The sequence below is a fragment of the Pseudoalteromonas sp. MT33b genome, assembly GCF_014117385.1.
GTDB lineage: Bacteria > Pseudomonadota > Gammaproteobacteria > Enterobacterales > Alteromonadaceae > Pseudoalteromonas > Pseudoalteromonas lipolytica.
The window spans coordinates 2,288,462-2,314,306 of the sequence record NZ_CP059831.1; the positions used below are offsets into that span (position 1 = coordinate 2,288,462).

Below are 25,845 nucleotides of genomic sequence, written 5' to 3' on the forward strand. Positions count from 1 at the left end.
TTTAATGCAAATATATCATTTTACGCAAGGTTTAAAATTGCATACTGTTAACCCATACAAAGAACGACTCTTTGTTTTCTAACAAACTAGTATTAATAGGACACTAACAATGGCGAATTATTTCAACACTCTTCCTTTACGTGAGCAGTTAGCGCAATTAGCGCAATGTGAATTTATGGATCCATCAGAATTTACTGATGGCGTAGACGCTTTAAAAGGGAAAAAACTCGTTATTGTCGGTTGTGGCGCACAAGGTCTTAACCAAGGTTTAAATTTACGTGATTCAGGTTTAGATGTTTCATATACATTGCGCGAGTCGGCTATTGCTGAGCGTCGTCAATCATTCTTAAATGCATCTGAAAACGGCTTTACTGTTGGTACATACGAAGAACTTATCCCAACTGCCGATGTAGTATTAAACTTAACACCTGATAAGCAACATACATCCGTTGTGAATGCCATCATGCCACTTATGAAACAAGGCGCGACCCTTGCCTACTCACATGGTTTCAACATTGTTGAAGAAGGTATGCAAATTCGCGAAGATTTAACGGTCATTATGGTAGCGCCTAAATGCCCAGGCTCTGAAGTACGCGAAGAGTACAAACGCGGCTTTGGTGTCCCTACGCTTATCGCTGTTCACCCTGAAAATGATCCGCAAGGACATGGCCTAGCACAAGCAAAAGCATACGCGGCTGGCACCGGTGGCCACCGCGCAGGTGTACTAAAATCATCATTTATTGCTGAAGTTAAGTCAGACCTGATGGGTGAGCAAACTATTTTATGCGGCATGTTACAAACCGGCTCATTACTGTGTTTTGACAAAATGGTTGAAAAAGGGATTGATCCTAGTTATGCCTCTAAATTGATTCAATACGGCTGGGAAGTAATCACCGAAGCACTAAAATATGGTGGTGTAACAAACATGTTAGACCGCTTATCGAACCCTGCAAAGGTAAAGGCATTTGAGTTAAGCGAGCAGCTAAAAACAATCATGCGCCCTCTTTATAATAAGCACATGGACGATATTATCAGCGGCGAGTTTTCTCGTGGCATGATGGCTGATTGGGCTGAAGATGATGCAAAATTACTCGCATGGCGCGCAGAAACAGCAGAAACAGCATTCGAAAAGCAACAAAATACTGATGAAGAGATCAATGAACAAACCTTCTTCGACCAAGGTATTCTAATGGTTGCAATGGTAAAAGCAGGCGTTGAACTGGCATTTGAAACCATGACCGCAGCGGGCATCATTGCTGAATCGGCTTACTATGAGTCACTGCACGAAACGCCACTAATTGCTAATACGATTGCGCGTAAAAAACTTTTTGAAATGAACAGAACTATTTCCGATACCGCAGAATATGGCTGTTACTTATACAACCATGCGTGTTTACCACTGCTAAAAGACTTTATGCAAAACATGGATACTGATGTCATTGGTAAAGGCCTTGATAGCACCAGCAATCAGGTTGATAACCAAACGTTGATCGCTGTGAATAAAGCACTTCGAGAGCACCCTGTTGAAGTGGTAGGCAGTAAACTACGCGGTTACATGTCAGCAATGAAGAAAATTGTTTAACCCTGGAAAGTAAGTTTCGCTTGTTAGAAACAAAGCCCAATTGCATATGCTTTGGGCTTTTTTTTTGTCCCTACATTTATTCGTCATCTGCAAAGTGTATGCTAAAATTACTCTCTTATTTGTTGTAAACTAAGACACTTTCATGGCGTTAAATCAACTTACCATTACCAAAAAAATAACTCTACTAGGCAGTTCTATTGCTCTTATCGTTGCAGCACTTATCGGTGCAACAGCCCTTTATAGTGCAAAAAAAATCATCGAACACCGTATGATTGAATCTGAACTGCCAAGTAAATTGCAAGCAATTGATAACTATATCACCCACGATATAAACCAAATGATCAGCGCTGCAGAACAGCTTTCTAGCAACGAGTTCGTTTTAGAATGGGCTCGCTCAGGAAATAATAACGATAATACGCTGCTCAAAGAGCTCAACCGCCTTGTTAAACAGTATGATTTAGCCACGGCATCTTGGGCCAATCGTGAAACTGCACAATATTGGAATCAAGACGGTTTTTTACGTGTGCTTACAAAAGAGCAAGACAGTTGGTTTTTTGCCTTCACGCAATCATCAGTGCCTTTTTCTATCAGTATTTATCAAGAGTCGCCCACTGATGTAAAAATGTTTGTTAACCACCAGCAAACCAATGGTATTGGTCTTGCAGGATTGGCAAAAAGCATTGATGACATGCAAGCCATGCTGCAAAGGTTTAAGATTGAAGAAACTGGGTTTGTGTTCATAGCAGATAAAAATGGCTTAATTCAATTACATAAAGATGCCAGTAAAGTGGCTAAGGCAAAACTAGATTCGGTGTACCAGCCAGGTATTACAGACTCTTTACTAACCAATCAAGATTTTAATTTACACGAACTCGACCTGAATGGCGAAGCAACACTGCTTGCTGCCAGCCCAATTAAAAATACCGATTTATTTGTCATTGCTCAAGTGCCCAAAAATGAGGTATTTGCCAGTATTCAAGTGTTACAATGGCAGATAATCAGCTTTGCAATTGTCATTGCGCTAGTTGCCAGCTTCGCCGGTTTCTTATTAGCAAAAACACTGTCATCCCCCCTATCAAAAATGGCAGAGCTGTTCATGCGTTTAGGCTCTGGTGATGCAAACTTAGCATACCGTTTGCCAGAATCTGAGCAGCCTGAACTGGCTAACTTAAGCACGGGCTTTAACCAATTCATTTCAAAAATTGAAACGGCCATCATGCAAGTAGCGCAAGAAAGTCGCGAAATAAGACAAAGCGCGGCCCATGTATTTAAGCAGGCCCAAAAGAACTCTGAAGCGCTTGATAATCAAAAAGAACAGACAATTTCAGTTGCTGCCGCAATTAATCAAATGGGCGCGACGGTACAAGAAATTGCCTCAAGCGCCACGAATACGGCAAAACTGACAGAAACCAGTAAACACAGTACCGAACAAAGTCATACGCAGGTGACCCAAAGTAAAGAAGCAATAATAGAATTAGCAACCGACATCGACAACATTACGGAACAAGTTAACGAACTTGCAAACAAAACGCAGGCAATTGCCAGCATTGTTGATGCTATTCGTGGTATTTCTGAGCAAACAAACCTATTAGCGCTTAACGCAGCGATTGAATCTGCTCGCGCTGGTGAGCATGGTCGTGGTTTTGCTGTTGTTGCAGATGAAGTACGCGCACTTGCCAGCAGAACCTCACAATCGACAAATGAAATCCAAACGATGATCAGTGAATTAACAAGCACATCCGATCTTGTTGTCGAACATATCAATCATTCTAAATCACGCGCTCAATTGAGTGTTAATGCCATGCAAAGCTCTGTTGAGTTGCTTAACACGATCACCAATGCAGCTAATGAGATTAATGATATGGCAACATTAATCGCGACGGCCACAGAGGAGCAAAGCAATGTCGTTGCTGATGTCGGACGCAATATTGAGCAAATTAGCGATATCAGCGATACCGTGATGCATGAGCAGATTGACACTGAGCAAGCAATAAAGGATTTAGCAAGCAGTGCGCAAACGCTAGACGATCTTGTTGCGACCTTTGATAAACGCTGACACGTTTTGTAACAGTAAACACTGACCCTTTTTTAATTACAGCCTATACTTACAGACATGTGATTCCCTAGGCTGTTAATTAAAGGGGGCCTTATGAACGCGCCTACGATTGCTCTATTATCAAGTCTTTGCTTTTTATCAGCATGTAATAATACACCTAAGCAGTTGGCCCCTGCGCCATTAGCACTCACTGAGCTTAATGAATTTAGGCTTTCAAAAGTCGAAAGTCAGGAAGAAATTTTTGCGCTAACTCCGCGTATTAAACGTCAGTTAGACAGTGCTTTTCCTGAAGACACTCGCTCACTCGAGACAACTAAACGTTTACTGCACTTTTTATTAGAAAATGGTGATGCCTCACTGTCTTATCAATCAGGCGCGACACTAACCGCGAACCAAGCCTATGCTGATTTAAATGCCAACTGCCTCTCTTTATCAATATTAGCGTACAGCTTAGCCGAGTATCTTGGTCTTGAAGGGCAATTTCAAAAGGTTCACATTCCAGAGTATTGGGCACGAAATAATGGCTTTAGCTTACTGACAGGACACATAAATTTAAAGGTAAGAGAACACGACAAACACGCCATAAACCGCACGATTATTTATCCTGGTTCACGTTCATTAGTGATTGATTTTGATCCAAATAGCCGTCAGGCAGCATTTAAAACCAGTCATATTAATAAAGCACGTATCACCGCCATGTTTTATAACAACAAAGGGGTTTCGGCCATGCTTAGCCATGACTATGGTCGTGCATACAGTTATTACAAAGCTGCTATCAATACAGATAGCGCTTATTCAGGAGCTTGGGGGAACTTAGGTGTGCTCTTAAGGCTAACAAACCTCTACCCAGAGGCAGAAGTAGCCTACCAATATGCCATAACCTTAGATGCTGATAACAACACGGCTTTGGGCAACCTAGCACTGCTTTACAATTTGACGAATCGTGAACAACAGGGTAATGCCATCCTCACACAGCTAGATAAAAAGCGTCAAACTAATCCGTATTATCATATTTCGCTTGGCAATGATGCCTACGCAACTGGGCGCTATGAAGATGCGATAGCGCATTTTAAAAAAGCACGCACTTTAGATAATAACTTACATGACAGTGACTTTGGCCTTGCACGTATATATTTTCAGCTAGGTGACTTGAAACTAGCCAAAAAATACCTGACCATGGCGAACAATAAAGCAGATTTTGATCATGATAAACAGCGTTATGAAAGTAAACTACAGGCACTGCGTTCGCATACTGCAAAGCTTACTGATTACCAGTAGCTTATTTTACTGTGATGCTGCATTTGCCAGTGCTGACTCTCATTTAAAACAAGATGTCACAACGCTTACTTCAACGCAATTTTATGGCCGAAAAACCAATACAATCGGCGCAAAGCGTGCCGCTGATTACATTGCAAGCCGCTTAACCTCATTAGGCTATGAAGTTCAAGAACAAACATTTCAATACCCCGCAACTTTTTATCAAAAAGCCACTGCCCGCAATATCATTGCGACTAAACCATCCGCTTGCGCTCAATGTAAAAAGATTATCTTTACTGCACATTATGACCATTTAGGGCAACGCGGGACTAAGCTCTATCCTGGCGCAAACGATAATGCCAGCGGTGTTGCTGCTTTACTCTATTTAGCAGCGTATTTCGCCGATAAGCCCCATCAGAACCAATTAATGTTCGTTGCCACCGATGCAGAAGAAAATGGCTTACATGGCAGTGACTATTTAGTGTCACAATTAAACAGCGCAGATATCGCATTAAATATTAATCTGGATATGCTCGTGGTTAACAAGCGAAAACCTCGCATTTATGCCTTTTTAGACGGCCAATCAATAGCGCAGTATAAAACAGCAATTACTAGACTTTCTGATGAAAACATTACATTTTTTGCAACCAGTTCATCTGCCCGACTTAATCGATTATTTAATCTTAACGTTGATTGGCGAAGAGCCAGCGATCATTATTCGTTTGCAAAAGCAGGTGTCCCTTATATTTATTTTGGCATGGGACACGATAAGCACCATCATCAACCGAGTGATACCCTAGAGCACATTGACTTTAGGTTATTTGAACACGCAGTGAGCAAAATTGCAGAGTTTGTTAGTGCCCTAACCAGGTAATTTGGCTGTGATAACAAACTGCCTTTTTTGCGCTTTGTTTAACTTTTTAACCTGAATCTCAAGCTTACTAGCCTCGCTGCGAGAGCCAACCGGTTGCTGATAAATTAAGGTTAAAGGTCCTTTTCCTTTTAAATTTTTTGCCCCTTTGTCAGCTTGGTGAGCTGCAAAACGTTTTTCAACATCGGTGCTGATCCCTGTATACCAGTGGCCAAAACGAGTCTGCACAATATACAAATGCCAGTGTGATTGAGAACTGTCGCGCTTTTTTATTGATTCAGGTAAACTTTTTGTCGTGTCGGTGGTCAAATCTGTGCCTCGTGAGCATTAATCATGTTTCAGTAAAACAATTATTGAAAAGGGTTTTACCTTCTGTGACTAATCGGTATCATGCAGTGTATAAAAAATAAGGATTCAAACAAATAATGCAGTCGTTTAAAACTTTTTCTTTTTGGTTAGTACTTACCCTTACTTTAAGTGCTACCGCTGGGTGTTCTAGTTGGGTTTATCGCATCAACATTCCTCAGGGTAACTTTTTAGAACAATCTGACGTTGATAAGCTTCGCGTTAATATGACTCGTGAGCAAGTAGTTTACGTACTTGGTAAACCGGTTGCAGAAGATTCATTCGACAAGAATACTTGGCATTATCTTTATGTTTTTAATCTAGGCCGTAGCAATGAACAACGCAAATCGTTAACGGTTAATTTTGAAGATAATAAGCTCGTGTCAATATCAGGTGATTATGAGCAACCAAGTGAGTTCAATACCCCACTTGAACAAGAGTAAATATAAAAACAAAGGGTAGCAAAAGCGACCCTTTTTTGTATGCTAAATAGATAAAACCACCGGTTAAAACGTGCAGTAAGTGATTCACTTTCAATAGGTTACTATGCTTTATTCAGTGGGCGCCCACCGGTAACTTTATTAGCTCTACCTTCTTCTTTGGCTTTCTCTGCACGACGTCTGCGTGCATCTTTGGGGTCTGCAATTAATGGGCGATAAATTTCAATTCTATCCCCTTGCTTAACCTCTTGTGTTAACTTGCAAGTGCGATTCCACACACCTAATGTGAGGTTATTTGCATCTATTTCGGGGCACTTTTCGATAATGCCCGATTTAATAACAGCTTGCTCAACAGTGGTTCCCTCTGGTACTTCGACAAGTAAACTTGTCGCGGTTGTAGGTAACGCAAATACAACTTCAACACTTATCATGAGCGGACTCCATACACCGTTTTCGCACGTTGGGTAAAAGCATTCACCATATTCTTTGCCACTTCGTTAAACACCTTACCAAAAGCAAGCTCAATTAGTTTACTCGCAAATTCAAACTCTAAGTGTAATTGCACTTTACACGCTTTATCGTCTAAAGGTAAAAAATGCCATTTCCCTTGCAAGCTTTTAAAAGGACCATCAACTAAACGTAAAGCAACGGTTTGCTCATCAATAAAGGTATTTTCTGTGGTAAACCACTTTTTTAAACCCGCTTTCGATATTTCTAAACTGGCCGTCATACCGCTGGGTTGTTGTGCAATAATTTTAGCGTCTGAACAATGTGGTAAAAACTCAGGGTACGCATCAACATCGTTCACTAAATCAAACATTTCTTTACTGCTGTACATTACCAGCGCACTTTTTTCTATTTGTGGCATATTCACTCCCAACTGTGTCGGCGAATTTTAGCAAGCTTTGGCTATTTCCCCAAATTTTAGTAACGGGATTATTTGTATAAAGCCTTAAAAAAGCGATGTAAAAACGCTGTTTTTACGTATAATATGAACCACTATGGCTAAGAAAAAATCATCTAAATCGACAAGCAATACTATCGCGCTTAACAAAAAAGCGCGTCATGAGTATTTTTTACACGATAAGTTTGAAGCAGGGGTTGAACTACAGGGCTGGGAAGTAAAAAGTATCCGAGCTGGTAAAGTAAACATCTCTGAGACTTATATTCACATTAAAAACGGCGAAGCATTTTTACTTGGCAGTCAAATTCAGCCTCTCAACAGTGCTTCAACACATGTAATTTGTGATCCGCTTAGGTATCGCAAATTACTTTTGAACAAACGTGAAATCGATCGTCTTATCGGTGCAACAGAGCGTGATGGTTATTCACTGATCGCCACTGCCATGTACTGGAAAAAATGCTGGGTGAAGTTGGAGTTCCACCTCGCTAAAGGTAAAAAGATGCACGATAAACGTGAAGATGGGAAAAACAAAGATTGGGCGCGTGAAAAAGAACGCCTGATGAAACATAAAGCATAAAATCCCTGCTTGAGCCTAACTTTCTGTTAGGCTCTGACCCCCTTACTCTACCTCACTTTTAACATTTTGAAACGTTTCCACGTGTCAACCTCATTCTTTTGTAGTATTTCAAAACCAACCATTTACATGGTATCAATCTTTACTGTGATTATTTCACAAAAATCTCACAATTAAACAAGGATTGAAATTTATGAAGAAAACTCATCACTTTATTCGACGACCTCTTACTGTTTTTACCATTGCCGCATTAGCGGGCACAACTTTCACCTCAGTTGCTGCCGAATCATCAGAAAGCGCTGAAAAAGTTGAGCGCATCGAAGTAACCGGTTCACGTATTAAACGCTCAGATATTGAGGGACCCTCACCTATCCAATCAATCAGTCGCGCAGATATTGATAATATGGGTTATGACAACCTACAACAGCTTTTAGAGCGTATGCCAGTTGCCGGTAATGGCACATTTTCAACCCGTGGGAATAACCAAGATTCAACAGCAAATGGCGCTGCTGCCGTGAGCTTACGTGGCTTAGGTTCGGATGCAACCTTAGTACTTATCAATGGACGCCGTGTTGCTATTAGTGCTTTCGCAGAAAGTATTACCAACTCATTTGTTGATATTAACTCTATTCCTGTTTCAGCAATCGAGCGTATCGATATTTTAAAAGACGGTGCATCTGCTATTTATGGCTCTGACGCGGTTGCTGGTGTAGTTAATATTATTCTTAAAAAAGACATTAATGGTCTAGAGGTCAACTTAGGTTATGGTGGTACTGACGGACCTAATTATGAAGAAAAAACAGCGAGTTTAGTATGGGGAACAAGCACAGAAAAAAGTAGTGCGTCTGTTATTATTGATTATTTTAATAATACGGCATTATCGTCAGATGAAATGGGACGCCTAGGCACCGCTAACCAAGAACCATATGGTGGTATGGATTTCCGCTCTTCGCGTGGTTTTCCAGGCTACTTTTACGTCGATGGCGAAAAAACAATTGACCCATCTTGCCCTGCAGAAAATGCAACCGCCAGTGGTAGCTGTTTATTTGACTATGGCCCCTATGGCTATATAACACCGGCGTCTGAACGTGTTGGCGCTATTTCACAGTTTGAATATAACTTTGATAATGGCATCACTGCATTTATGGAAATGGCAGTACAGCATAACTCCTCACAGGCAGCGGGTGCTCCCACTCCTCTTGATGAAGACGCAGGACTCACGGTACCAGCAAGTCACCCAAACAATCCTTTTGGTCAAGATATTGAAATTGGTCGGTATCGTACCGTTGATGCAGGTCCTCGCCAATGGGATATCGAATCAGATACACTGCGTTTTGTGGCTGGCTTAAAAGGTGAAATTAATGATTGGAGCTGGGAGACAGCCGTTCAAAAAGGCCGCAGTAAATCAATGCAAACAGGCAGTAGAAGCCAGGGCTGGGTGCGTACCGACTTTCTTCAGCAAGAAATTGATGCGGGTAATTACAATCCATTTGGTGGCACCTATAACGACCCTGCGGTTATCGACAGAATTACAACAAGTCTGGTGCGCCGTGGTGAGTCGCATATGACCTCATTCGATGCCAATATCAGTGGTGAAGCATTTAGCTTTGGTGATGATGTCGTTATGATGGCCGCCGGTATTGAATACCGTGAGGAAGATGTAAGTGATATTCCTGATGATCAATTTCAACGTGGTTTAATTTTTGGTACCGAGTCAGTGTCAGCAGCAGCTGAGCGTGACCAGTATGCTGCGTATATTGAGTTTTCAATCCCGCTTGCAGATAACCTAGAGTTACAATTAGCGGGTCGCTATGATGATTACAGTGACTTTGGCTCAACAACCAATCCAAAAGTAGCTGTACGTTGGGCACCAACCGATTCAATCACTGTTCGTGGTTCTTGGGCACAAGGTTTCAGAGCACCTTCATTAGCGCAAATTGGTTTAGGTCCCTCAGAAGAAAGTCAGTTCTTTGTAGATACTTACCGATGCCAAGCGACAGGGCTTGATTGTAATGCACTTGATTACAACATTCAGTTTGCAGGTAATCCAAACCTAGAAGCTGAAGAATCTGAATCTTGGAACGTTGGCTTTATTTGGGCACCCACAGCTGAATTTGGTTTCGGTATTGATGTGTGGAGCATAACGCAAGACAATAAAATTGATGAGCAAGAATTCGGCCCTATTTACGATCAAAATTGTAATGATCAAAATAGCACAGTGTGTGTACGACTTGCGCCTCAAGGCGGCCTAAGCTTAGGGGTTATTCAAAAAGTACATAGCACTTTCGAAAATGTATCCTCACAAGAAGTATCTGGTGTTGATGTCTCTGCTAATTACACGCATGCAATGAATGACTACGGGTTCTTAAAATTCAATCTTGAATGGGCATACCAAAATGAATTTAAGAAAGATGGCCGTGATTATACGGGTGAATATCGTTACCCAGAAAATCGTTGGATATTCAGCACTAACTGGGAAATGGGTGACTTTAATACGAATGTGAATGTGAGTTACATCGGTGAGTTTGAAGATACCCCTGATATCGACTTTGACGGTAACCTAGACTTTGATAGCAACACATCACGCATGGTTGACTCTCAAACACTGGTTGATTTACAAACTGCGTATAACTTCTCAGAAAAATTAAAACTCTCTGTGGGCGTTAATAACGTATTTGACGAAGATCCTCCATTTGCAATTGGTGATGGTGATAGCGACTTATATGGCTATGTATCAAGCGTGCATAACCCTCGTGGACGTTATTTCTATACTAAGCTAACAATGCGCTTTAACTAAACGCATACCAGATAAAACAAAACCCGCCAATTGGCGGGTTTTTTAAATACTTTCAACAAAGGCCTAAATTATAGGTCGCCTTCGTTTTCAGAAAGAAATTTAGCAACACCTTCAGGGCTTGCATCCATACCTTTTTTACCTTCAGTCCAACCTGCTGGACATACTTCACCGTGCTCGCTGTGGAACGCTAGTGCGTCAACCATGCGAAGCATTTCATCAATGTTACGGCCTAATGGTAAATCGTTAACTACTTGGTGACGTACTGTACCTTCTTCGTCGATTAGGAAAGAACCACGGAAAGCAACACCTGCTTCTGGGTGCTCAACGTCGTACGCTTGACAGATTTCGTGCTTAACGTCTGCAACTAGTGCATATTTAACTTGACCAATACCGCCGTCAGCAACAGCAGTGTTACGCCATGCGTTGTGTGAGAATTGTGAATCGATAGAAACACCGATTACTTCAACGCCACGCTTTTGGAACTCTTCAAAACGCTTGTCGAAAGCGATTAACTCTGAAGGACATACGAAAGTGAAGTCTAACGGGTAAAAGAAGATAACTGCTTTTTTACCTTTGATAGTGTCTTTTAGGTTGAAGTTTTCAACGATTTCACCGTTACCAAGAACAGCTGCTGCAGTAAAGTCTGGTGCCTGACGGCCAACTAATACACCCATTTTTATCTCCAAATATTTGAGTTTATTTCCAATTGCCTACGCAATACTCACATATATATGGTTCCGAAAAAACAAAAACCAAGAGTAAGTATCGATATTTAGCAAGATAGTTTAAAGAGGTTACAGGCAAATGAACAATCGAAAAAAACGATATATGCAATCGGAAAAATTGATATAAAAAAGATATGCGCTTTGCCTATCGAATTACCTTATGATGCAGGGTGATTATGAACCCACCTTATTGTTAAATAAATACAAAAAACCCAGCTTAAGGCTGGGTTCTCAAATATAAAAAGGCGCATAACTAAGGGCTGTTAGTCCATGATATCTTCTGGCATATCACCACGGATCTGCTGCCAGATTTCACCCGTTTGATGGCCGTATTTACGCATAAGCGAAATAGCCCCGTCGTGTTCATGACGCTCAGCAAGCGAGGTTAAATCTTTATAAAATTGGCGAGCAAGCTCACGTGTACGCGAATCAGAGAAGTAATGGCAACCGATTTTTGAGTAAAAACCTTTAAAGCCATTTAAGATAAGTACATAGATTCTGTTGTTACCTGCGACAGCAAGTTCATGATGCACTTTGTAATCGTAGTCTGCAAATGCTTGCGCGCTGTCTTCAAGCTGCTCACTTTGCGATAAAATTTCGATCACGCGTTCAGGTGCTAATTTTATTGCAGCACGAGTGTAGATGGCACTAATGTTAGTGCGAGCCGATAGAAGTTGATCAGTAAGCTCTGGCATTTTGTCTTCATCTAGTCGTGCTAACGTCTCTAGAATGTTAAGACCTGAGGTTTCCCAGAAATTATTAACGCGAGTTGGTTTACCATGTTGAATCGTTAACCAGCCATCACGCGCCAAACGCTGTAGCACTTCACGCAAAGTGGTACGTGTAACACCTATTAACTCTGACAACTCTCGTTCTGCTGGAAGAATTGAGCCAGGCGGAAAGTCACCATTCCAAATAGATTCAACAATGTATTCTTCAGCAAAACCTGCTGGACTTTTCGCTTTAAAAATTCTCATTCAATTTCCACTTGAGTTAGCACATACTTCTATCGCACAAAGCGATCAACCCACTGATTGTACCAGATGCTCTGTAACTAACAAGTAAAGTCCATCCAGTGTACATAAAAATCTAAAGATAATAACGAAATAATTAGCCTAGTATTAATAAACCACACTTAAGTTAATAATTAACAATCGTTATCGTACTTTAGCTATACTAAAATTACACTAACAGCATATTTACTGTTAACGCTAAGTGAATTAACTTATTAGCGTTATCATCCCATCTAATAAGGTACTGCAATGCAGCAACGAGTTCTGCCGGCAATCTTTAAAAACTTTTTAGGGAATTCGCCACAATGGTATAAATACACCATTCTTGCTTTTTTATTGTTAAATCCGATTTTATTTCAATTAAACCCTTATATTGCTGGCTGGGTGCTGGTACTAGAGTTTATTTTTACCCTTGCTATGGCATTAAAATGCTACCCGCTTCAACCCGGTGGACTTCTGGCGATAGAAGCGATGTTTATTGGAATGACTTCAGCAGGTCAGGTTGAACATGAAATAGTTCAAAATGTGGATGTCATCTTACTGTTGATCTTTATGGTTGCGGGCATTTACTTTATGAAAGATCTGTTACTGTATATTTTCACTAAGTTAGTTGTCTCAGTTCGCAGTAAAACAGTGCTGTCGCTGTCTTTTACACTTGCTGCTGCATTCTTATCTGCATTTCTTGATGCCCTGACTGTCATGGCGGTTGTTATTGCCGTTGCAATGGGTTTTTACAGCATTTACCACAAAGTTGCTTCGGGGAAAGACTCCAGCAGTGAACATGATATAAACGATGATAATCAAGTGCGTCCTGTCAATCGTCAAGAATTGGAAGAATTTCGGGCATTTTTACGCAATTTGTTGATGCATGCTTCAATAGGCACTGCATTAGGGGGCGTATGCACCATGGTTGGTGAACCGCAAAATTTAATTATTGCAGAACGTGCTGGCTGGTTTTTCGGAGAGTTTTTCTTTCGCATGCTCCCTATCACCTTGCCTGTAATGATTGCAGGTGTAGCGACAACTATTCTACTCGAAAAAACGAAGACATTTGGTTACGGTGCTAAATTGCCAGTTCCTATTCACACCATATTATCTGAGCATGCTAAAAAGCTTGAGAAAAAACGAACAACGCGTGACAAAGTCAATTTGGCTATTCAAGCAGTAATAGCGGTGTGGCTCATCATTGGACTTGCTTTACACTTAGCAACCGTCGGGTTAATTGGTTTATCGGTGATTATTTTTGCCACTGCCAGTGCAGGGATCATTGAAGAGCACCAATTAGGAAAAGCATTTGAAGAAGCACTCCCCTTTACCGCTCTGCTGTGTGTATTCTTTTCAATTGTTGCAGTAATAATCGACCAACATTTGTTTACGCCGGTTATCAGTTGTGTGCTGACATTTGAAGGGCAGTTACAATTGGTGATGTTCTTTATTGCGAATGGATTACTTTCTATGGTGAGCGATAATGTTTTTGTTGGTACAGTTTATATTAATGAAGTCGCTGCCGCGTTAGAGGCGGGGCAAATCAGTCGTGATCAATTTGATTTGTTAGCCGTTGCAATTAATACAGGGACTAACTTGCCTAGTGTGGCGACACCAAATGGTCAAGCTGCATTTTTATTTTTACTCACCTCGACACTCGCCCCCGTGCTCAGGCTTTCTTACGGACGAATGGTCTTTATGGCACTGCCCTATACAATCGTATTGACTGTTGTAGGTTTAAGTATGACGTTATTTAGTTTGTCTGATATGACTGAATTACTCTATCAATGGGGACTTATTCAACACCATTCGGGTGGATTACCTGGCTCATTAGGCGGTCACTAATAAGCAATGTATAGCGAGCAGCATACAATGTGCTCGCTTTTACTTATGCGACAGTGTTAATCAAGTACTTTAGCATCATTCGCTTTATTCAATAAGCTACGACTTTGTGTCAAGAAATGTGCCGTTGCATCTGAAAAATACGCTTTAGCTTCTGCAAAGGCATCTATAAGAGCGGCTTTATCACCCGCTTTTAATTTTTCTAATGTTTGCGCAAACGTATCTTGGTAGTTAGCCAATAAGGCTTCGACATCATCAAATTGCGCAAGCATAATATCAGAGTAAAGCTCTGGCGATTGCGCAAATAAACGACCAACCATCATGAGCTCTAGCTGATAAATGGGTGATGAACAACTTCTCAGTTCTGCGAGTGTATGACTTTGTTTTGCTAAAAACTGACCATAAACAAAAGTCGTTAAGTGGCGCATGACCTGGATAATTTGCATTGCTTCATCATGCTTTTTAGCATCCATTTCCACTATCTGACAGCCCCACACTTGTAATTGTGCCAATAATCCTTGCGCTACTTCATGATTACGTCCTTCACATACCACAACAGTCTGCTTTACCCAATGAGATATATCGGGGCCAAACATTGGGTGTAAACCAACAACAGGGCCTGAATGAGCTGCCATTAATGCTTTTAATGGCTTTTGCTTCACCGAGGTTATATCAACCAATAAACACTCATCATCAAGCGTTGGTAATGCAGCTACTACCTGTTCTAACGCATTGATTGGCACACTCACTAACACCAACTTTGCGCCTGCTAAAATAGCTTCACTATCAGCCTGCTGTTGTTTATCTAAAATACGGACTTCATACCCAGAACGAATAAATTGTTGGGCAAATAATTGCCCCATAGCTCCTTGACCACCCACAATGACAATCGGAGATAGCTGAGGAGCAGAACAGGCCAAGCTCCCTTGCTGATTTTGATACGCTTCTCGCATCATACGACGCAGGATATCTTCAACAAGCTCAGGGTTAACGCCTTGACTCATTGCCTCTTGGCGACGAGCTGCCAGCAAATCGGCTTCACGGTCAGGCGCATGTAATGGCGCCCCTGTTTGCTGCTTAATAGCCCCTATTTGTTCTGTAATACCATTACGCTTTGCTAATAACGCGACTAATTGCGCGTCACATTCATCGATCCCTGCTCTTAATTCTGCTAGCTTATCCACTGTTACTACACCTCAAACCCAAAACGTAAACTAAAATATACAAAAAAGTAAACCTTTTAATACGAAATATAGTACCAGCATAAGCAGCAAAGTACAAAGTCCTTGGGCTAATCACGCAGGGGAAATACGCCAGTTCAAATATTGCTGTACGGGAATTATTGAAAGAGGTGTGAAAAGTAAAATAAGAAGAAGCCAGCTAATTTCAATCCACAATAATGCTTCATCATTTTGAGGGATTAAACCTGTCGCTACCTGCGTTAAAAATGTCTGATTTACGACTGCATGGATGCAGAAGGTAGAGCAATGCAGGAGCTATTGCCGAGAATGACTAAATAACGACATTTTTGCCTTGTTATCAATGACGTTTTATCGCTTCAAAACTGCTCTCTTAATTAAGCGAATTAATACAATAGAAAAATTGTTCCCTTAAAACCAAAACGGGTTGCAACCCGAAGGCTGCAACCCGTTTTTTTTGCGTTGATAAACAGCGCGTATTAGTTAAGTTTTTCTCTAATACGTGCAGATTTACCAGAACGCTCACGTAGATAGTAAAGCTTCGCACGGCGAACTGCACCGCGACGCTTAACTGTTACGCTGTCGATAAGAGGGCTGTGCGTTTGGAATACACGCTCAACACCTTCACCGCTCGAGATTTTACGAACTGTGAAAGCTGAGTGAAGACCACGATTACGCTTAGCGATTACAACACCTTCAAAGGCCTGTAGACGCTCTTTGTTACCTTCTTTTACACGTACCTGTACAACTACTGTATCACCAGCGCCGAATGCTGGTACGTCTGTTTTAAGCTGCTCTTCTTCAAGCGCTTTAATAATATTTTGGTTTACTTTTGCCATTATATTTCTCACTTTCCTAGGTGTAACTGTCTTCTAGCCACAAGCTTGTTGGTACTCTTGCTTGAATTCTGCAAGAAGTGCCGCTTGCTCCTCAGTCAGAGCTAGGTTATGCAACAAGTCAGGACGACGTAACCAAGTTCTACCTAATGACTGCTTTAAGCGCCATTTAGCAATTTCTTGGTGGTTTCCGCTGAGCAATACAGCAGGCACCTGTTTATCATCCAATGTTTCTGGCCGTGTATAGTGAGGACAATCAAGCAATCCATCCGAAAATGAATCTTGCTCTGCTGACTGATTGTGACCTAGTACACCAGGCACTAATCGCGCAACAGCGTCAATTAATGTCATAGCGGGTAGTTCACCACCACTCAGAATAAAATCACCTATTGACCATTCTTCGTCAACATATGACTCTATGATTCGCTCATCTATACCTTCATAGCGACCGGCAATCAAAATCAGTTTATCGGAATTGGCTAATTCAGCCGCACCTTGCTGATCTAATTTGCGCCCTTGCGGGGACATATAAATTACTTTTGCACCATCGCCTGCCGCTTTTTTAGCGTCAAGGATGGCTTGTTTCAATGGTTCAACCATCATCAACATGCCGGGACCGCCCCCATAAGGACGATCATCCACGGTTCTATGCTTATCAGTAGCGTAGTCACGTGGATTCCAGCAGTTAAAGTCAATTAAACCATTTTTAACTGCGCGACCTGTTACCCCTTGAGTGGTAATAGCATCAAACATGTCCGGGAAAAGGCTTATCACCCCTACCCATAACGAACTCGTTTGTGACATTAAAACCCTGGGTCCCAGTCTACGGTAATTTCTCTTGCTTCGTGTTTAACTTCTTTAATAACAGAGTCTGTTAAAAAAGGAATTAAACGCTCAGCTTGGCCAAATGCATCTTTTTTGTTTGCTTTCACAACCAAAACATCATTTGAACCTGTCTCCATTAGGTCATCAACCGTGCCTAAGTCGTAACCCTTATCGGTTACAACAGACATGCCAATGAGATCTCGCCAATAGAATTCACCTTGCGGTAATTCTGGTAGTTGCGCCGCGTCAACAGAGATTTCAACATTGGTGAAAGCCATTGCTTGGTCTCGATCGTTTACTTGCGCAACTTTAGCGATAAAGCCTTTGTTGTGGCGACGCCAGTCGACCACCTCTAAGGTCTGCCATTTACCTTGTTGCCCTATCAACCATGGGCTGAAATCGAAGATCCCTTCGGGATCATCAGTAAATGAATGCACCTTAAGCCAGCCCTTTATACCATAGGGGGCGCCGAGCTTTCCTACAACAATTATCGAGGTGTTCTCTTGACTCATGGTTACACTTACGCCTATTAAGCCGCTTTACGAGCGTCTTTAACTAATTTAGCTACGCGATCTGAAAGAGATGCGCCTTGACCTACCCAGTGTTCAACACGAGATAAATCTAAACGTACTTTTTCTTCCTGACCAGAAGCGATTGGGTTAAAGAAACCTACTTTCTCGATGAAGCGACCGTCACGCGAGAAACGGCTATCCGCAACCACAATTTGATAGAAAGGGCGTTTTTTAGCGCCACCACGTTGCAAACGAATAGTTACCATACCGTCCTCTAAATAGATTGACTGTTTTCATTAATAAGATTTACTCCCCAGTACGGGGAGCTGGGGAATTGTACGAGTTTTTTGCAACATTGCAAGTAAGAAGTGATGCAAAATGTAAGTTTAGTTGATTAAACACTGATCTGTGCGTTAGATCTTACATCTGCGCCTAAATTCGGCATAATTTATCCATTAAAAAAGGAGCTATTTGCTCCTTTTTTATACGTAACGGACTTTTTGAAAATTAAAACTTAGGTCCGCCACCCATCATACCTGGTGGTAACATCCCTTTCATGCCGCGCATCATTTTCATCATGCCGCCTTTACCTTTCATTTTCTTCATCATCTTTTGCATCTGCGTAAATTGCTTAAGCAATTTATTGATTTCTTGTACTTGAGTACCAGAACCCGCTGCAATACGTTTTTTACGTGAGCCTTTAATGATTTCAGGACGGGCGCGTTCTTTTGGCGTCATTGAGTTAATAATCGCCTCCATTTGCACAAATGTTTTATCACCCATTTGCCCTTTTACTGCATCGGGTAAATTTTGCATACCTGGCAATTTATCAAGCATCGACATCATACCGCCCATGTTTTTCATTTGGCGCAGCTGCTCAGCAAAATCATCAAGTGTAAAGCCATCGCCTTTAAATACTTTTTCAGCAACTTTGGCGGCTTTCTCCTTGTCGACTTTCATTTCGACTTCTTCGATCAATGAAAGTACATCACCCATGCCTAGAATACGCGACGCTATACGGTCAGGATGGAATGGTTCAAGAGCATCGGTGCGCTCACCCACACCCATGAACTTAATCGGCTTACCGGTGATATGGCGAATAGATAAAGCAGCACCACCACGGGCATCACCATCAGTTTTCGTTAGAATCACACCACTGAGTGGTAATGCTTCATCAAACGCTTTTGCTGTATTTGCAGCATCTTGACCTGTCATTGCGTCAACAACAAATAAGGTCTCAATAGGATTAATCGCACTGTGTAGTGCCTTGATTTCATCCATCATGTCGCTGTCAACGTGCAAACGGCCCGCTGTATCAACTAAAACAACGTCAATAAACTTTTTCTTCGCGTGGGCAATCGCATTACTGGCAATATCAACAGGCTTTTGCGAAATATCACTTGGGAAAAACTCAACCCCTACTTCAGTAGCTAGGGTTTCAAGCTGTTTGATTGCCGCAGGACGATATACGTCAGCACTCACCACAAGCACAGATTTCTTTTTGCGTTCTTTTAAGAACTTAGCAAGTTTACCCACACTGGTCGTTTTACCGGCACCTTGTAAACCCGCCATCATCACAACTGCTGGCGGCTGCGCATTCAGGCTTAGCTCTTCATTTGCTTCGCCCATGGCTTTTTCAAGCTCTTCACGAACGATTTTAATGAACACTTGGCCCGGGCTTAAGCTTTTAGTTACTTCAACGCCAACTGCGCGTTCTTTAACTTGCTTAACAAAATCACGAACAACGGGTAACGCAACATCCGCTTCCAAAAATGCCATGCGGACTTCACGTAATGTATCTTTAATATTGTCTTCAGTTAAGCGTCCGCGGCCACTGATATTTTTTAAGGTTTTACCTAAGCGTTCTTGGAGATTCTCAAACATGTAAAGGTTCCGATAAAACGTGTTTCACCTGTAAAGCGCGCAAAAAACACAATTTAAGTTGCAATACAGGCAATATTAAATTTCAATTCCTAGCAGTATACCGTAAATGGTGGTCGACAATACAGTGTTCAAGTGCGCTGTTTGAGTTTCTTTTTACAAACTCTATGCTTTTGCCTTGCTATAAAATACAATGGCATCAATGAGACAAGGATTTATTGATATAAATTAAGTGGCCAAAACACGATGATTATTAGTTTAACTATTATTGCTAGTTTGTTTTATGTGTTAGCAACGTCGCATGTGCTTTCACGCCTTTTTCACAAACAAGGCCCAAGCCAAAAGCTCACGGTGATTTTAAGCACCGTAGCAATCCTTGCACATATGTTATTACTGGTGAATTCTGTTTTTCGAGCAGACGGCCAAGATTTAAGCATTGTTAATGTGGCACTTTTAACCTGCTGGGTCATTGTGGTGTCTGTCACGGCGGTGTCGCTTAAGTTTCCTGCAACGTTGCTATTGCCTGTTGTTTATGGCTTTGCAGCTATTTTAACGCTTGCTAGCCTATTTATACCGCATCATGTGATTATTCATACCATTGATGTAGAACTAGGCTTGGTGACACATATCTCGCTATCTTTGCTAGCTTATTGCGTACTTATTATCGCGACTTTATACGCTATACAATTTTACTTTATTGATAAACGCTTAAAGCGTAAAGATTTGGCCATTGTGCACAGCCATTTACCCCCGCTAATGGTGGTCGAGCGTCAGCTCTACCAACTATTAACTTTAGGCACTATTTTACTCACCTTCGCACTTCTGTCTGGTTTTATATTCTTAGACGGTATGTTTGCCAGTGAGTTTATCCATAAAACGGTTTTATCATTGATTGCGTGGCTTATTTTCACGGTTGTTACGGTTGGTCACTTACGCCAAGGTTGGCGAGGAAAACCCGTGGTATTTTCGATCATGATAGCTGCATTTATCCTATCACTTGCTTATTTTGGCAGCCGTTTCATTCAAGAAGTGATACTAAATAAGTTTTAACTTGACTCAGCAAGCTCTCTCTAGCTTAATATGCATTGGTTTATAAAAAAAGGATCCATCGTTGGACGACATATCGACTAGTACCCTGTTTATCGTATTGGGATTATTGATACTTATTTCTGCTTATTTTTCGGGTTCTGAAACCGGAATTATGTCAATTAACCGTATTCGTTTACGCCATCTTGCGAAAGAAAACCATCGCGCAGCGAAACGCGTCAGTAAACTCTTAAGTCGCCCAGACAGACTTATTGGTCTGATCTTGATTGGTAACAACCTAGTTAATATCGCTGCAGCACAGGTTGCGACGATTATTGGTATTCGCTTATACGGTGATGTTGGCTTGGCTATTGCGACAGGTGCTCTGACTTTAGTGGTGTTAATTTTTGCTGAAGTTACACCAAAAACGCTCGCGGCTCTCTACCCTGAAAAAGTCGCGTTTCCTAGCTCTATCGTGCTTAAAGGCTTGCTTAAAATACTCTTCCCGTTCGTTGTAATGGTAAACTGGCTGACCAATGGTATGTTACGTTTATTTGGTATTACGACCGCGCAAATCGAAGAGCACAGCTTAAGTAAAGAAGAATTAAAAACCGTGGTTAATGAATCGGGTGCCTTATTGCCTGCACGTCACCAAAGCATGCTGACGTCTATCTTAGATTTAGAGCAAGTGACCGTCGAAGACATCATGATCCCACGCAACGAAATTGTCGCCATTGATATTAATGACGATTGGAAACTAATCAGTCGCCAACTAACACATGCACAGCATACTCGCGTATTACTTTATCGCGACCAAATTGATGATGCGGTTGGTTTTATTCACTCACGTGATGCACTTCGTCTATTGACGAAAGAGCAGTTTGATAAACCATCATTACTGCGTGCGGTCCGCGAGATTTACTTTATCCCTGAAGGTACCTCGCTGAACACACAGCTTTTGAAATTCCAACAATCAAAAGAACGAATTGGTTTAGTGGTTGATGAATACGGTGATATTCAAGGCCTTGTAACTCTTGAAGACATTCTTGAAGAAGTGGTAGGTGATTTCACCACAACGCAAACACGTACTCCAAGTGAAGAAGTGACAACTCAAGATGATGGCACAGTGCTTGTTGATGGTGGTGCAAACATCCGTGATCTAAATAAAGAGATGGGGTGGGAATTACCTATCGATGGCCCTAAAACCTTGAGTGGCTTAATTGTTGAATACCTTGAAGATATCCCAGATTCGAATTTAAGCCTACGAATAGCAGGCTACCCAATAGAAGTATTGGAAGTGAAAGAGAATATGGTAAAACTGGTGAAAGTTATTCCCAGTAAACGAACTGAATAACAGATAAGGAGTAGCTTGCTACTCCTTTTTTTATAGCTTATTTCATAATTCTACCCCGAAGTTTCCTATTTCATACCTATAAACACACATTAAGCAGCTAATTCGTCTACTATGGCTTGCATATTTTAACGTCTCGTTACATGGAGCAAAAATGGACGAAATATCGATCGAAAAAGTATATAACCAAGCAATTGAGCTACTCATGACGTATGGACCAAAGTTTATTTTAGCGATTTTGGTGCTTGTTATTGGTTGGTGGCTAATTGGCAGAATTGCCAAGATGACCGAAAAATCAATGTATAAAGTAAAGTTTGAAGCAGGCCTGACACACTTTCTAGTGTCGTTTATTTCTGTCATTCTGAAGATACTATTACTTATTTCTGTCGCCTCAATGATTGGCATAGAAACCACCTCATTCATCGCAATGCTCGGTGCTGCAGGTTTAGCTGTGGGTATGGCATTGCAAGGCAGTCTGGCTAATTTTGCAGGTGGTGTGCTGATCTTATTCTTTAAACCTTTTAAAGTGGGCGATGTTATTGAAGCACAAGGTTACATGGGGAAAGTCGTTGAAATTCAGATTTTCGTCACTATTTTGCTTACCTACGATAATGAAAAAATAATCATTCCGAATGGGGCCCTGTCAAACGGCTGCGTGAAGAATAAGTTTGCGGAAGCCACTCGCCGTGTCGACATTGAATTTGGTATTAGCTATGGCGATGACGTTCATAAAGCCCGTGAAGTACTACTGAGTGTCCTTAATGACTACGAATTAGTGCTTAAAGACCAAGAAGCGAAGAAACCTGTTGTGCATGTTAGTCAACATGGTGACAGCCACATTGGTATGCTCGTTTGGGCATGGGTTGATTCTGATAACTATTGGCCTGTGTATTTTGGCCTCTATGAAAAAGTGAAAATTGCTTTCGATGCAGCAGATATCACTATCCCATTCCCGCAGCGCGATGTGCATATTCACCAGTTTCCTGGCAAGTAATCACATGCACAAGTGTACCTAACAGTAACAGAATGGGTACTCTTTGTAGTGCAATTGAATGCAATAAAAAAGCCCGTAGTTGCGTAATGCAGATCAGTTAAGGAAAAACCAATAAAATAAAGGGTTACAGCGATGATTTATAAAAATCTTACTGAAGCCCTTTTGCTATATGGTCTTTAGCTAATTTTGTCCCCACCTGCTTTAAGCAGCTTTAACTGAATAATATTCACATATTTATTCAAAAAACTGCTTAACTGACTGGCATTACGTAGTTGCGGGCTTTTTATATTTTTGTACCTGTTTAACCAAATAAGCGCTCAAACCAGTTTTTATCAAGCTCATCTTCACACTGTTTAAGCTGAGCACCATACCGGCTCGCACGGTGTTTTACTTTATTAGCTACACTCATTAACCACTTTTTGCTTTTGTAGGTACCGCGCTTATACCCGCCCCACCCTTCGTGGTAATTTAGGTATTGTGCGTAAGCATCCCACTTTGATACACCATTCACTTTATGTGTTTTATAAACAAACCAAGCCATAAAATCGATGGCATCATCAAAGTCATCTCTGTCAGCGCCACTGTTGCCGGTTTCACGAATATAGTCTGACCACGTTGGTGTTTTTGCTTGCGAGTAACCATAGGCAGAGCTTGCTCGGCCGATAGGAATAATCCATAAAAAGTATTCCATCGGTGGAGCGGCATCATGACGGAATGAACTTTCTTGATACATCATGCTCATCAGCACATGTTTTGGCGAGCCCCACTTTTCTTGTGCATCACGTGCATCATAATACCAATCAGGTTTTTCTTCGAAAATCTTACAAATATCATGCGGTTGCTCTGGTGGAGCCGTGGCACAACCCGCCATAGAAGCGACCAGCGATAAAATAATTAAATTTTTTTTCATTTTTTTAATATCTCGCTGAACTTTTTCTTATTGAGTCAGTCTGACTTTATGAATGCAGCAGTATAGCATTGTTTCATCCCTGAAGAATCTTTGACGCAGCCAACCTAGGCTGCGTTTTTTTATGCCTAAAAGCCGCTAAGCTTTAGCAAAGTAATCATCTAAAAAGGCCGTAAAAGATAGCGTATCTGCTGCTTTTACTTCACGCTCTTTTGCAATCGAATTGACGGCTTGTTCCCTTAAAAAAGCCGGATCGTAATACTGATAATCCGCAGCTAAATGATTTTCTTTATATTGCTGTGCAAGTGCTAAAGCAAACTGGCCGTTATCTTGGTTTTCTTTTGCAAGTGTTGCAACATAACGCCCTGAAAACGTTTTACTTGACTCAATTACCCAACTCGACAGCTCATGAATTGTTTCGCTGTAATAACTTACGCCATACGCACTGTCCATATAACGCGCAACAGGGATTAGACTCTCAAAAATAGTCGATGCCCAATCAACCAAGCTAACTGCTTCACCTTGTTTTGTTAATTGTAATTCAGGGTTGCGCCCTTCATTAACTACCGCATCAAGGTTCTGCGTGCTTAACTGTTGCTCTTGCCAATCCATTGTTGGAGATTCGCTTAAAAGACAATACGTTAAAAAGACATCGAGGAAACGGATTTGCTGTAAATCGATCCCTGTTTCACTGAATGGATTTACATCAAGTGCACGCACTTCTATGTACTCAATGCCCCCTCGTAATAGGGCATCTGTCGGTGTTTCGCCTGATGTAGCATTACGTTTTGGTCGAATTGGCGAGTAAAACTCATTTTCTATCTGTAAGATATTTTTATTAAGCTGCTTTGGTTCAGCACGGGTGTAGTCGTCAATATGACCGTAGATATCTGAAGGCGTATGAATGGCAGCTTTCAAACCTGCTACGTACTCCTCAAGCGAGTTATACATCACTCGCAACGATGATTGAGCGCTGTTTGTGTAACCTAAATTACCTAATCGCAGTGCGGTGCCAACCTCAAGGTACAATGTGCCTTTGCCCAACTTTTTAAATGGCAGATCAGTTTTTCGCCCTTGTAAAAATGAGCTACATAATGCAGGTGACGCACCAAATAAGTAACTTATTAACCAAAGCTCACGCTTAAAGTTTCGAATAAGCCCCAGATAACCATCTGAAATAAAGGTGCTAAGTGGTTGCTCACTGGCACTCAACACGTGCAAGCTCTGCCATAACTCATCAGGAAAAGAGATATTAAAATGCACACCAGCAATAGCTTGCATCATGCTGCCATACCGATTCTTTAACCCTTCTCGGTACAACGTTTTCATGCGCCCTATGTTTGAGTCACCAAACTGAGCCAACACAATGTCATCTTGATTATCAATAAAGCATGGCATGCTGATAGGCCATAGCAGCTCATCATCCATCTGTGACAAGGTAAACTTTTGCAAATCTTTAAGCTGCGCTAATGTTTGCTCAGCCGATGTGCTAACAGGCGTAATGAATTCTAATAAAGACTCAGAAAAATCAGTGGTGATATGGTCATTGGTTAAGGCGCTTCCCACTCCTTGTGGGTGACCCTGTTTTGAGATAACACCATTTGGTTTAATCCTTAATGCTTCTCGCTCGATGCCACGTTTAATCCCATTTATTGCGTGTGGAAAATGTGCTGTTAACGCTTCTAGCGTTTTATTTAAATTATGTTTTATCAAAAATGCTTCCTCGAGCCGCGTGGCTTTAATCCTAAGTGTATGGGGGCAAAAAATAAATACTCAAGAGTAAATAGTTGTTTGATTTTATGCTCCGTCACTCATAGCTCATCTTGCCATTGTGAATACTATTATACAATTGGTTTGAGGGCACTTCATTGATGCTAAATTGCTTCATCACCCCCATCAGCAAGACCGATTATTTTTGACATT

General features: G+C 41.4%; 24 protein-coding genes. 11 read left to right on the forward strand and 13 right to left on the reverse strand.

Annotated features, from left to right (window positions below; all coding sequences use genetic code 11):
• Positions 1-109: 109 nt before the first annotated feature.
• The 4 genes from ilvC to H3302_RS10525 all read left to right on the forward strand — a co-directional run bounded on the left by ilvC (position 110) and on the right by H3302_RS10525 (position 5,769).
• Positions 110-1,582, forward strand: coding sequence for a ketol-acid reductoisomerase (ilvC, locus tag H3302_RS10510; protein ID WP_036967155.1), 1,473 nt, complete (start codon positions 110-112; stop codon positions 1,580-1,582).
• Positions 1,583-1,724: 142 nt separating this feature from the next.
• Positions 1,725-3,638 carry a methyl-accepting chemotaxis protein gene (locus H3302_RS10515; RefSeq protein WP_065978111.1) on the forward strand — a complete coding sequence of 638 codons (1,914 nt, stop codon included), beginning with the start codon at positions 1,725-1,727 and terminating at the stop codon, positions 3,636-3,638.
• A 93-nt stretch (positions 3,639-3,731) separates the two neighbouring features.
• Complete coding sequence (locus tag H3302_RS10520) at positions 3,732-4,916, forward strand: tetratricopeptide repeat protein (RefSeq protein WP_065978112.1); 1,185 nt, start codon at positions 3,732-3,734, stop codon at positions 4,914-4,916.
• A complete protein-coding gene (locus H3302_RS10525; protein WP_083202703.1) occupies positions 4,843-5,769 on the forward strand; it encodes a M28 family peptidase in 927 nt (308 codons plus the stop codon). Before H3302_RS10520 ends, H3302_RS10525 begins: the two co-directional genes overlap by 74 nt.
• On the opposite strand, the gene H3302_RS10530 is transcribed toward H3302_RS10525, so the two are convergent.
• Entirely contained in the window at positions 5,758-6,075 is a 318-nt protein-coding gene (locus H3302_RS10530; RefSeq protein ID WP_036967146.1) for a GIY-YIG nuclease family protein, read from the reverse strand. The two genes, H3302_RS10525 and H3302_RS10530, sit on opposite strands and share 12 nt — an antisense overlap.
• Positions 6,076-6,191: 116 nt before the next feature.
• On the opposite strand from H3302_RS10530, the gene H3302_RS10535 reads away from it, so the two are divergent.
• The gene (locus H3302_RS10535; RefSeq protein WP_036967144.1) at positions 6,192-6,554 is read left to right on the forward strand and encodes an outer membrane protein assembly factor BamE; all 363 of its coding nucleotides are present in this window, start codon (positions 6,192-6,194) and stop codon (positions 6,552-6,554) included.
• 101 nt (positions 6,555-6,655) lie between these two features.
• Here the strand turns inward: H3302_RS10535 and H3302_RS10540 are convergent, their stop codons facing one another.
• Positions 6,656-6,982, reverse strand: a complete 327-nt coding sequence (locus H3302_RS10540) for an RnfH family protein (RefSeq protein ID WP_036967142.1) — start codon at positions 6,980-6,982, stop codon at positions 6,656-6,658.
• Positions 6,979-7,419: a type II toxin-antitoxin system RatA family toxin gene (locus tag H3302_RS10545; protein ID WP_036967139.1), complete on the reverse strand. Its 441-nt coding sequence runs from the start codon at positions 7,417-7,419 to the stop codon at positions 6,979-6,981. The genes H3302_RS10540 and H3302_RS10545 overlap by 4 nt, the downstream gene beginning before the upstream one ends.
• A 133-nt stretch (positions 7,420-7,552) precedes the next feature.
• Between H3302_RS10545 and smpB the strand changes: the two genes are divergently transcribed.
• Entirely contained in the window at positions 7,553-8,032 is a 480-nt protein-coding gene (gene smpB / locus H3302_RS10550) for an SsrA-binding protein SmpB (protein WP_036967136.1), read from the forward strand.
• 190 nt (positions 8,033-8,222) lie between these two features.
• Positions 8,223-10,826, forward strand: a complete 2,604-nt coding sequence (locus H3302_RS10555; RefSeq protein ID WP_118844450.1) for a TonB-dependent receptor — start codon at positions 8,223-8,225, stop codon at positions 10,824-10,826.
• A 68-nt stretch (positions 10,827-10,894) separates the two neighbouring features.
• On the opposite strand, the gene H3302_RS10560 is transcribed toward H3302_RS10555, so the two are convergent.
• Both H3302_RS10560 and fadR read right to left on the reverse strand, forming a co-directional pair.
• Entirely contained in the window at positions 10,895-11,500 is a 606-nt protein-coding gene (locus H3302_RS10560) for a peroxiredoxin C (protein WP_036967121.1), read from the reverse strand.
• 314 nt (positions 11,501-11,814) lie between these two features.
• Positions 11,815-12,528: a fatty acid metabolism transcriptional regulator FadR gene (gene fadR, locus H3302_RS10565; RefSeq protein ID WP_036967119.1), complete on the reverse strand. Its 714-nt coding sequence runs from the start codon at positions 12,526-12,528 to the stop codon at positions 11,815-11,817.
• Between the two features lie 285 nt (positions 12,529-12,813).
• Between fadR and nhaB the strand changes: the two genes are divergently transcribed.
• A complete protein-coding gene (nhaB, locus tag H3302_RS10570) occupies positions 12,814-14,394 on the forward strand; it encodes a sodium/proton antiporter NhaB (protein ID WP_182395145.1) in 1,581 nt (526 codons plus the stop codon).
• Between the two features lie 56 nt (positions 14,395-14,450).
• On the opposite strand, the gene tyrA is transcribed toward nhaB, so the two are convergent.
• The 6 genes from tyrA to ffh all read right to left on the reverse strand — a co-directional run bounded on the left by tyrA (position 14,451) and on the right by ffh (position 19,647).
• Positions 14,451-15,575, reverse strand: a complete 1,125-nt coding sequence (tyrA, locus tag H3302_RS10575) for a bifunctional chorismate mutase/prephenate dehydrogenase (protein ID WP_182395153.1) — start codon at positions 15,573-15,575, stop codon at positions 14,451-14,453.
• A gap of 494 nt (positions 15,576-16,069) precedes the next feature.
• Positions 16,070-16,429: a 50S ribosomal protein L19 gene (gene rplS / locus H3302_RS10580; RefSeq protein WP_004587324.1), complete on the reverse strand. Its 360-nt coding sequence runs from the start codon at positions 16,427-16,429 to the stop codon at positions 16,070-16,072.
• A gap of 33 nt (positions 16,430-16,462) precedes the next feature.
• The gene (trmD, locus tag H3302_RS10585) at positions 16,463-17,230 is read right to left on the reverse strand and encodes a tRNA (guanosine(37)-N1)-methyltransferase TrmD (RefSeq protein WP_036967113.1); all 768 of its coding nucleotides are present in this window, start codon (positions 17,228-17,230) and stop codon (positions 16,463-16,465) included.
• On the reverse strand, positions 17,230-17,763 hold the full coding sequence (gene rimM / locus H3302_RS10590) for a ribosome maturation factor RimM (RefSeq protein ID WP_036967112.1): 534 nt from the start codon (positions 17,761-17,763) through the stop codon (positions 17,230-17,232). The genes trmD and rimM overlap by 1 nt, the downstream gene beginning before the upstream one ends.
• Positions 17,764-17,780: 17 nt before the next feature.
• Positions 17,781-18,029: a 30S ribosomal protein S16 gene (gene rpsP / locus H3302_RS10595; protein ID WP_036967110.1), complete on the reverse strand. Its 249-nt coding sequence runs from the start codon at positions 18,027-18,029 to the stop codon at positions 17,781-17,783.
• Between the two features lie 241 nt (positions 18,030-18,270).
• Positions 18,271-19,647, reverse strand: a complete 1,377-nt coding sequence (gene ffh / locus H3302_RS10600; protein ID WP_036967108.1) for a signal recognition particle protein — start codon at positions 19,645-19,647, stop codon at positions 18,271-18,273.
• Positions 19,648-19,890: 243 nt separating this feature from the next.
• On the opposite strand from ffh, the gene H3302_RS10605 reads away from it, so the two are divergent.
• From H3302_RS10605 to H3302_RS10615, 3 genes are all read left to right on the forward strand, one after another.
• Positions 19,891-20,694 (forward strand): inner membrane protein YpjD, encoded by an 804-nt coding sequence (locus H3302_RS10605; protein ID WP_065978555.1) that lies wholly within the window; start codon positions 19,891-19,893, stop codon positions 20,692-20,694.
• A gap of 61 nt (positions 20,695-20,755) precedes the next feature.
• Positions 20,756-22,024: an HlyC/CorC family transporter gene (locus H3302_RS10610; RefSeq protein ID WP_141687232.1), complete on the forward strand. Its 1,269-nt coding sequence runs from the start codon at positions 20,756-20,758 to the stop codon at positions 22,022-22,024.
• 151 nt (positions 22,025-22,175) lie between these two features.
• Complete coding sequence (locus H3302_RS10615) at positions 22,176-23,015, forward strand: mechanosensitive ion channel family protein (protein ID WP_065978556.1); 840 nt, start codon at positions 22,176-22,178, stop codon at positions 23,013-23,015.
• Positions 23,016-23,316: 301 nt separating this feature from the next.
• Here the strand turns inward: H3302_RS10615 and H3302_RS10620 are convergent, their stop codons facing one another.
• Both H3302_RS10620 and gshA read right to left on the reverse strand, forming a co-directional pair.
• Entirely contained in the window at positions 23,317-23,925 is a 609-nt protein-coding gene (locus H3302_RS10620; RefSeq protein ID WP_036967095.1) for a transglycosylase SLT domain-containing protein, read from the reverse strand.
• A 135-nt stretch (positions 23,926-24,060) separates the two neighbouring features.
• A complete protein-coding gene (gshA, locus tag H3302_RS10625; protein ID WP_180310972.1) occupies positions 24,061-25,635 on the reverse strand; it encodes a glutamate--cysteine ligase in 1,575 nt (524 codons plus the stop codon).
• Positions 25,636-25,845: the final 210 nt, after the last annotated feature.

Coding starts and splice junctions, on each gene's coding strand:
- ilvC (WP_036967155.1), top strand. CDS start 110: ATGGCGAATTATTTCAACACTCTTCCTTTACGTGAGCAGTTAGCGCAA.
- H3302_RS10515 (WP_065978111.1), top strand. CDS start 1,725: ATGGCGTTAAATCAACTTACCATTACCAAAAAAATAACTCTACTAGGC.
- H3302_RS10520 (WP_065978112.1), top strand. CDS start 3,732: ATGAACGCGCCTACGATTGCTCTATTATCAAGTCTTTGCTTTTTATCA.
- H3302_RS10525 (WP_083202703.1), top strand. CDS start 4,843: ATGATAAACAGCGTTATGAAAGTAAACTACAGGCACTGCGTTCGCATA.
- H3302_RS10535 (WP_036967144.1), top strand. CDS start 6,192: ATGCAGTCGTTTAAAACTTTTTCTTTTTGGTTAGTACTTACCCTTACT.
- H3302_RS10540 (WP_036967142.1), bottom strand. CDS start 6,982: ATGATAAGTGTTGAAGTTGTATTTGCGTTACCTACAACCGCGACAAGT.
- H3302_RS10545 (WP_036967139.1), bottom strand. CDS start 7,419: ATGCCACAAATAGAAAAAAGTGCGCTGGTAATGTACAGCAGTAAAGAA.
- smpB (WP_036967136.1), top strand. CDS start 7,553: ATGGCTAAGAAAAAATCATCTAAATCGACAAGCAATACTATCGCGCTT.
- H3302_RS10555 (WP_118844450.1), top strand. CDS start 8,223: ATGAAGAAAACTCATCACTTTATTCGACGACCTCTTACTGTTTTTACC.
- H3302_RS10560 (WP_036967121.1), bottom strand. CDS start 11,500: ATGGGTGTATTAGTTGGCCGTCAGGCACCAGACTTTACTGCAGCAGCT.
- fadR (WP_036967119.1), bottom strand. CDS start 12,528: ATGAGAATTTTTAAAGCGAAAAGTCCAGCAGGTTTTGCTGAAGAATAC.
- nhaB (WP_182395145.1), top strand. CDS start 12,814: ATGCAGCAACGAGTTCTGCCGGCAATCTTTAAAAACTTTTTAGGGAAT.
- rplS (WP_004587324.1), bottom strand. CDS start 16,429: ATGGCAAAAGTAAACCAAAATATTATTAAAGCGCTTGAAGAAGAGCAG.
- trmD (WP_036967113.1), bottom strand. CDS start 17,230: ATGTCACAAACGAGTTCGTTATGGGTAGGGGTGATAAGCCTTTTCCCG.
- rimM (WP_036967112.1), bottom strand. CDS start 17,763: ATGAGTCAAGAGAACACCTCGATAATTGTTGTAGGAAAGCTCGGCGCC.
- rpsP (WP_036967110.1), bottom strand. CDS start 18,029: ATGGTAACTATTCGTTTGCAACGTGGTGGCGCTAAAAAACGCCCTTTC.
- ffh (WP_036967108.1), bottom strand. CDS start 19,647: ATGTTTGAGAATCTCCAAGAACGCTTAGGTAAAACCTTAAAAAATATC.
- H3302_RS10605 (WP_065978555.1), top strand. CDS start 19,891: ATGATTATTAGTTTAACTATTATTGCTAGTTTGTTTTATGTGTTAGCA.
- H3302_RS10615 (WP_065978556.1), top strand. CDS start 22,176: ATGGACGAAATATCGATCGAAAAAGTATATAACCAAGCAATTGAGCTA.
- H3302_RS10620 (WP_036967095.1), bottom strand. CDS start 23,925: ATGAAAAAAAATTTAATTATTTTATCGCTGGTCGCTTCTATGGCGGGT.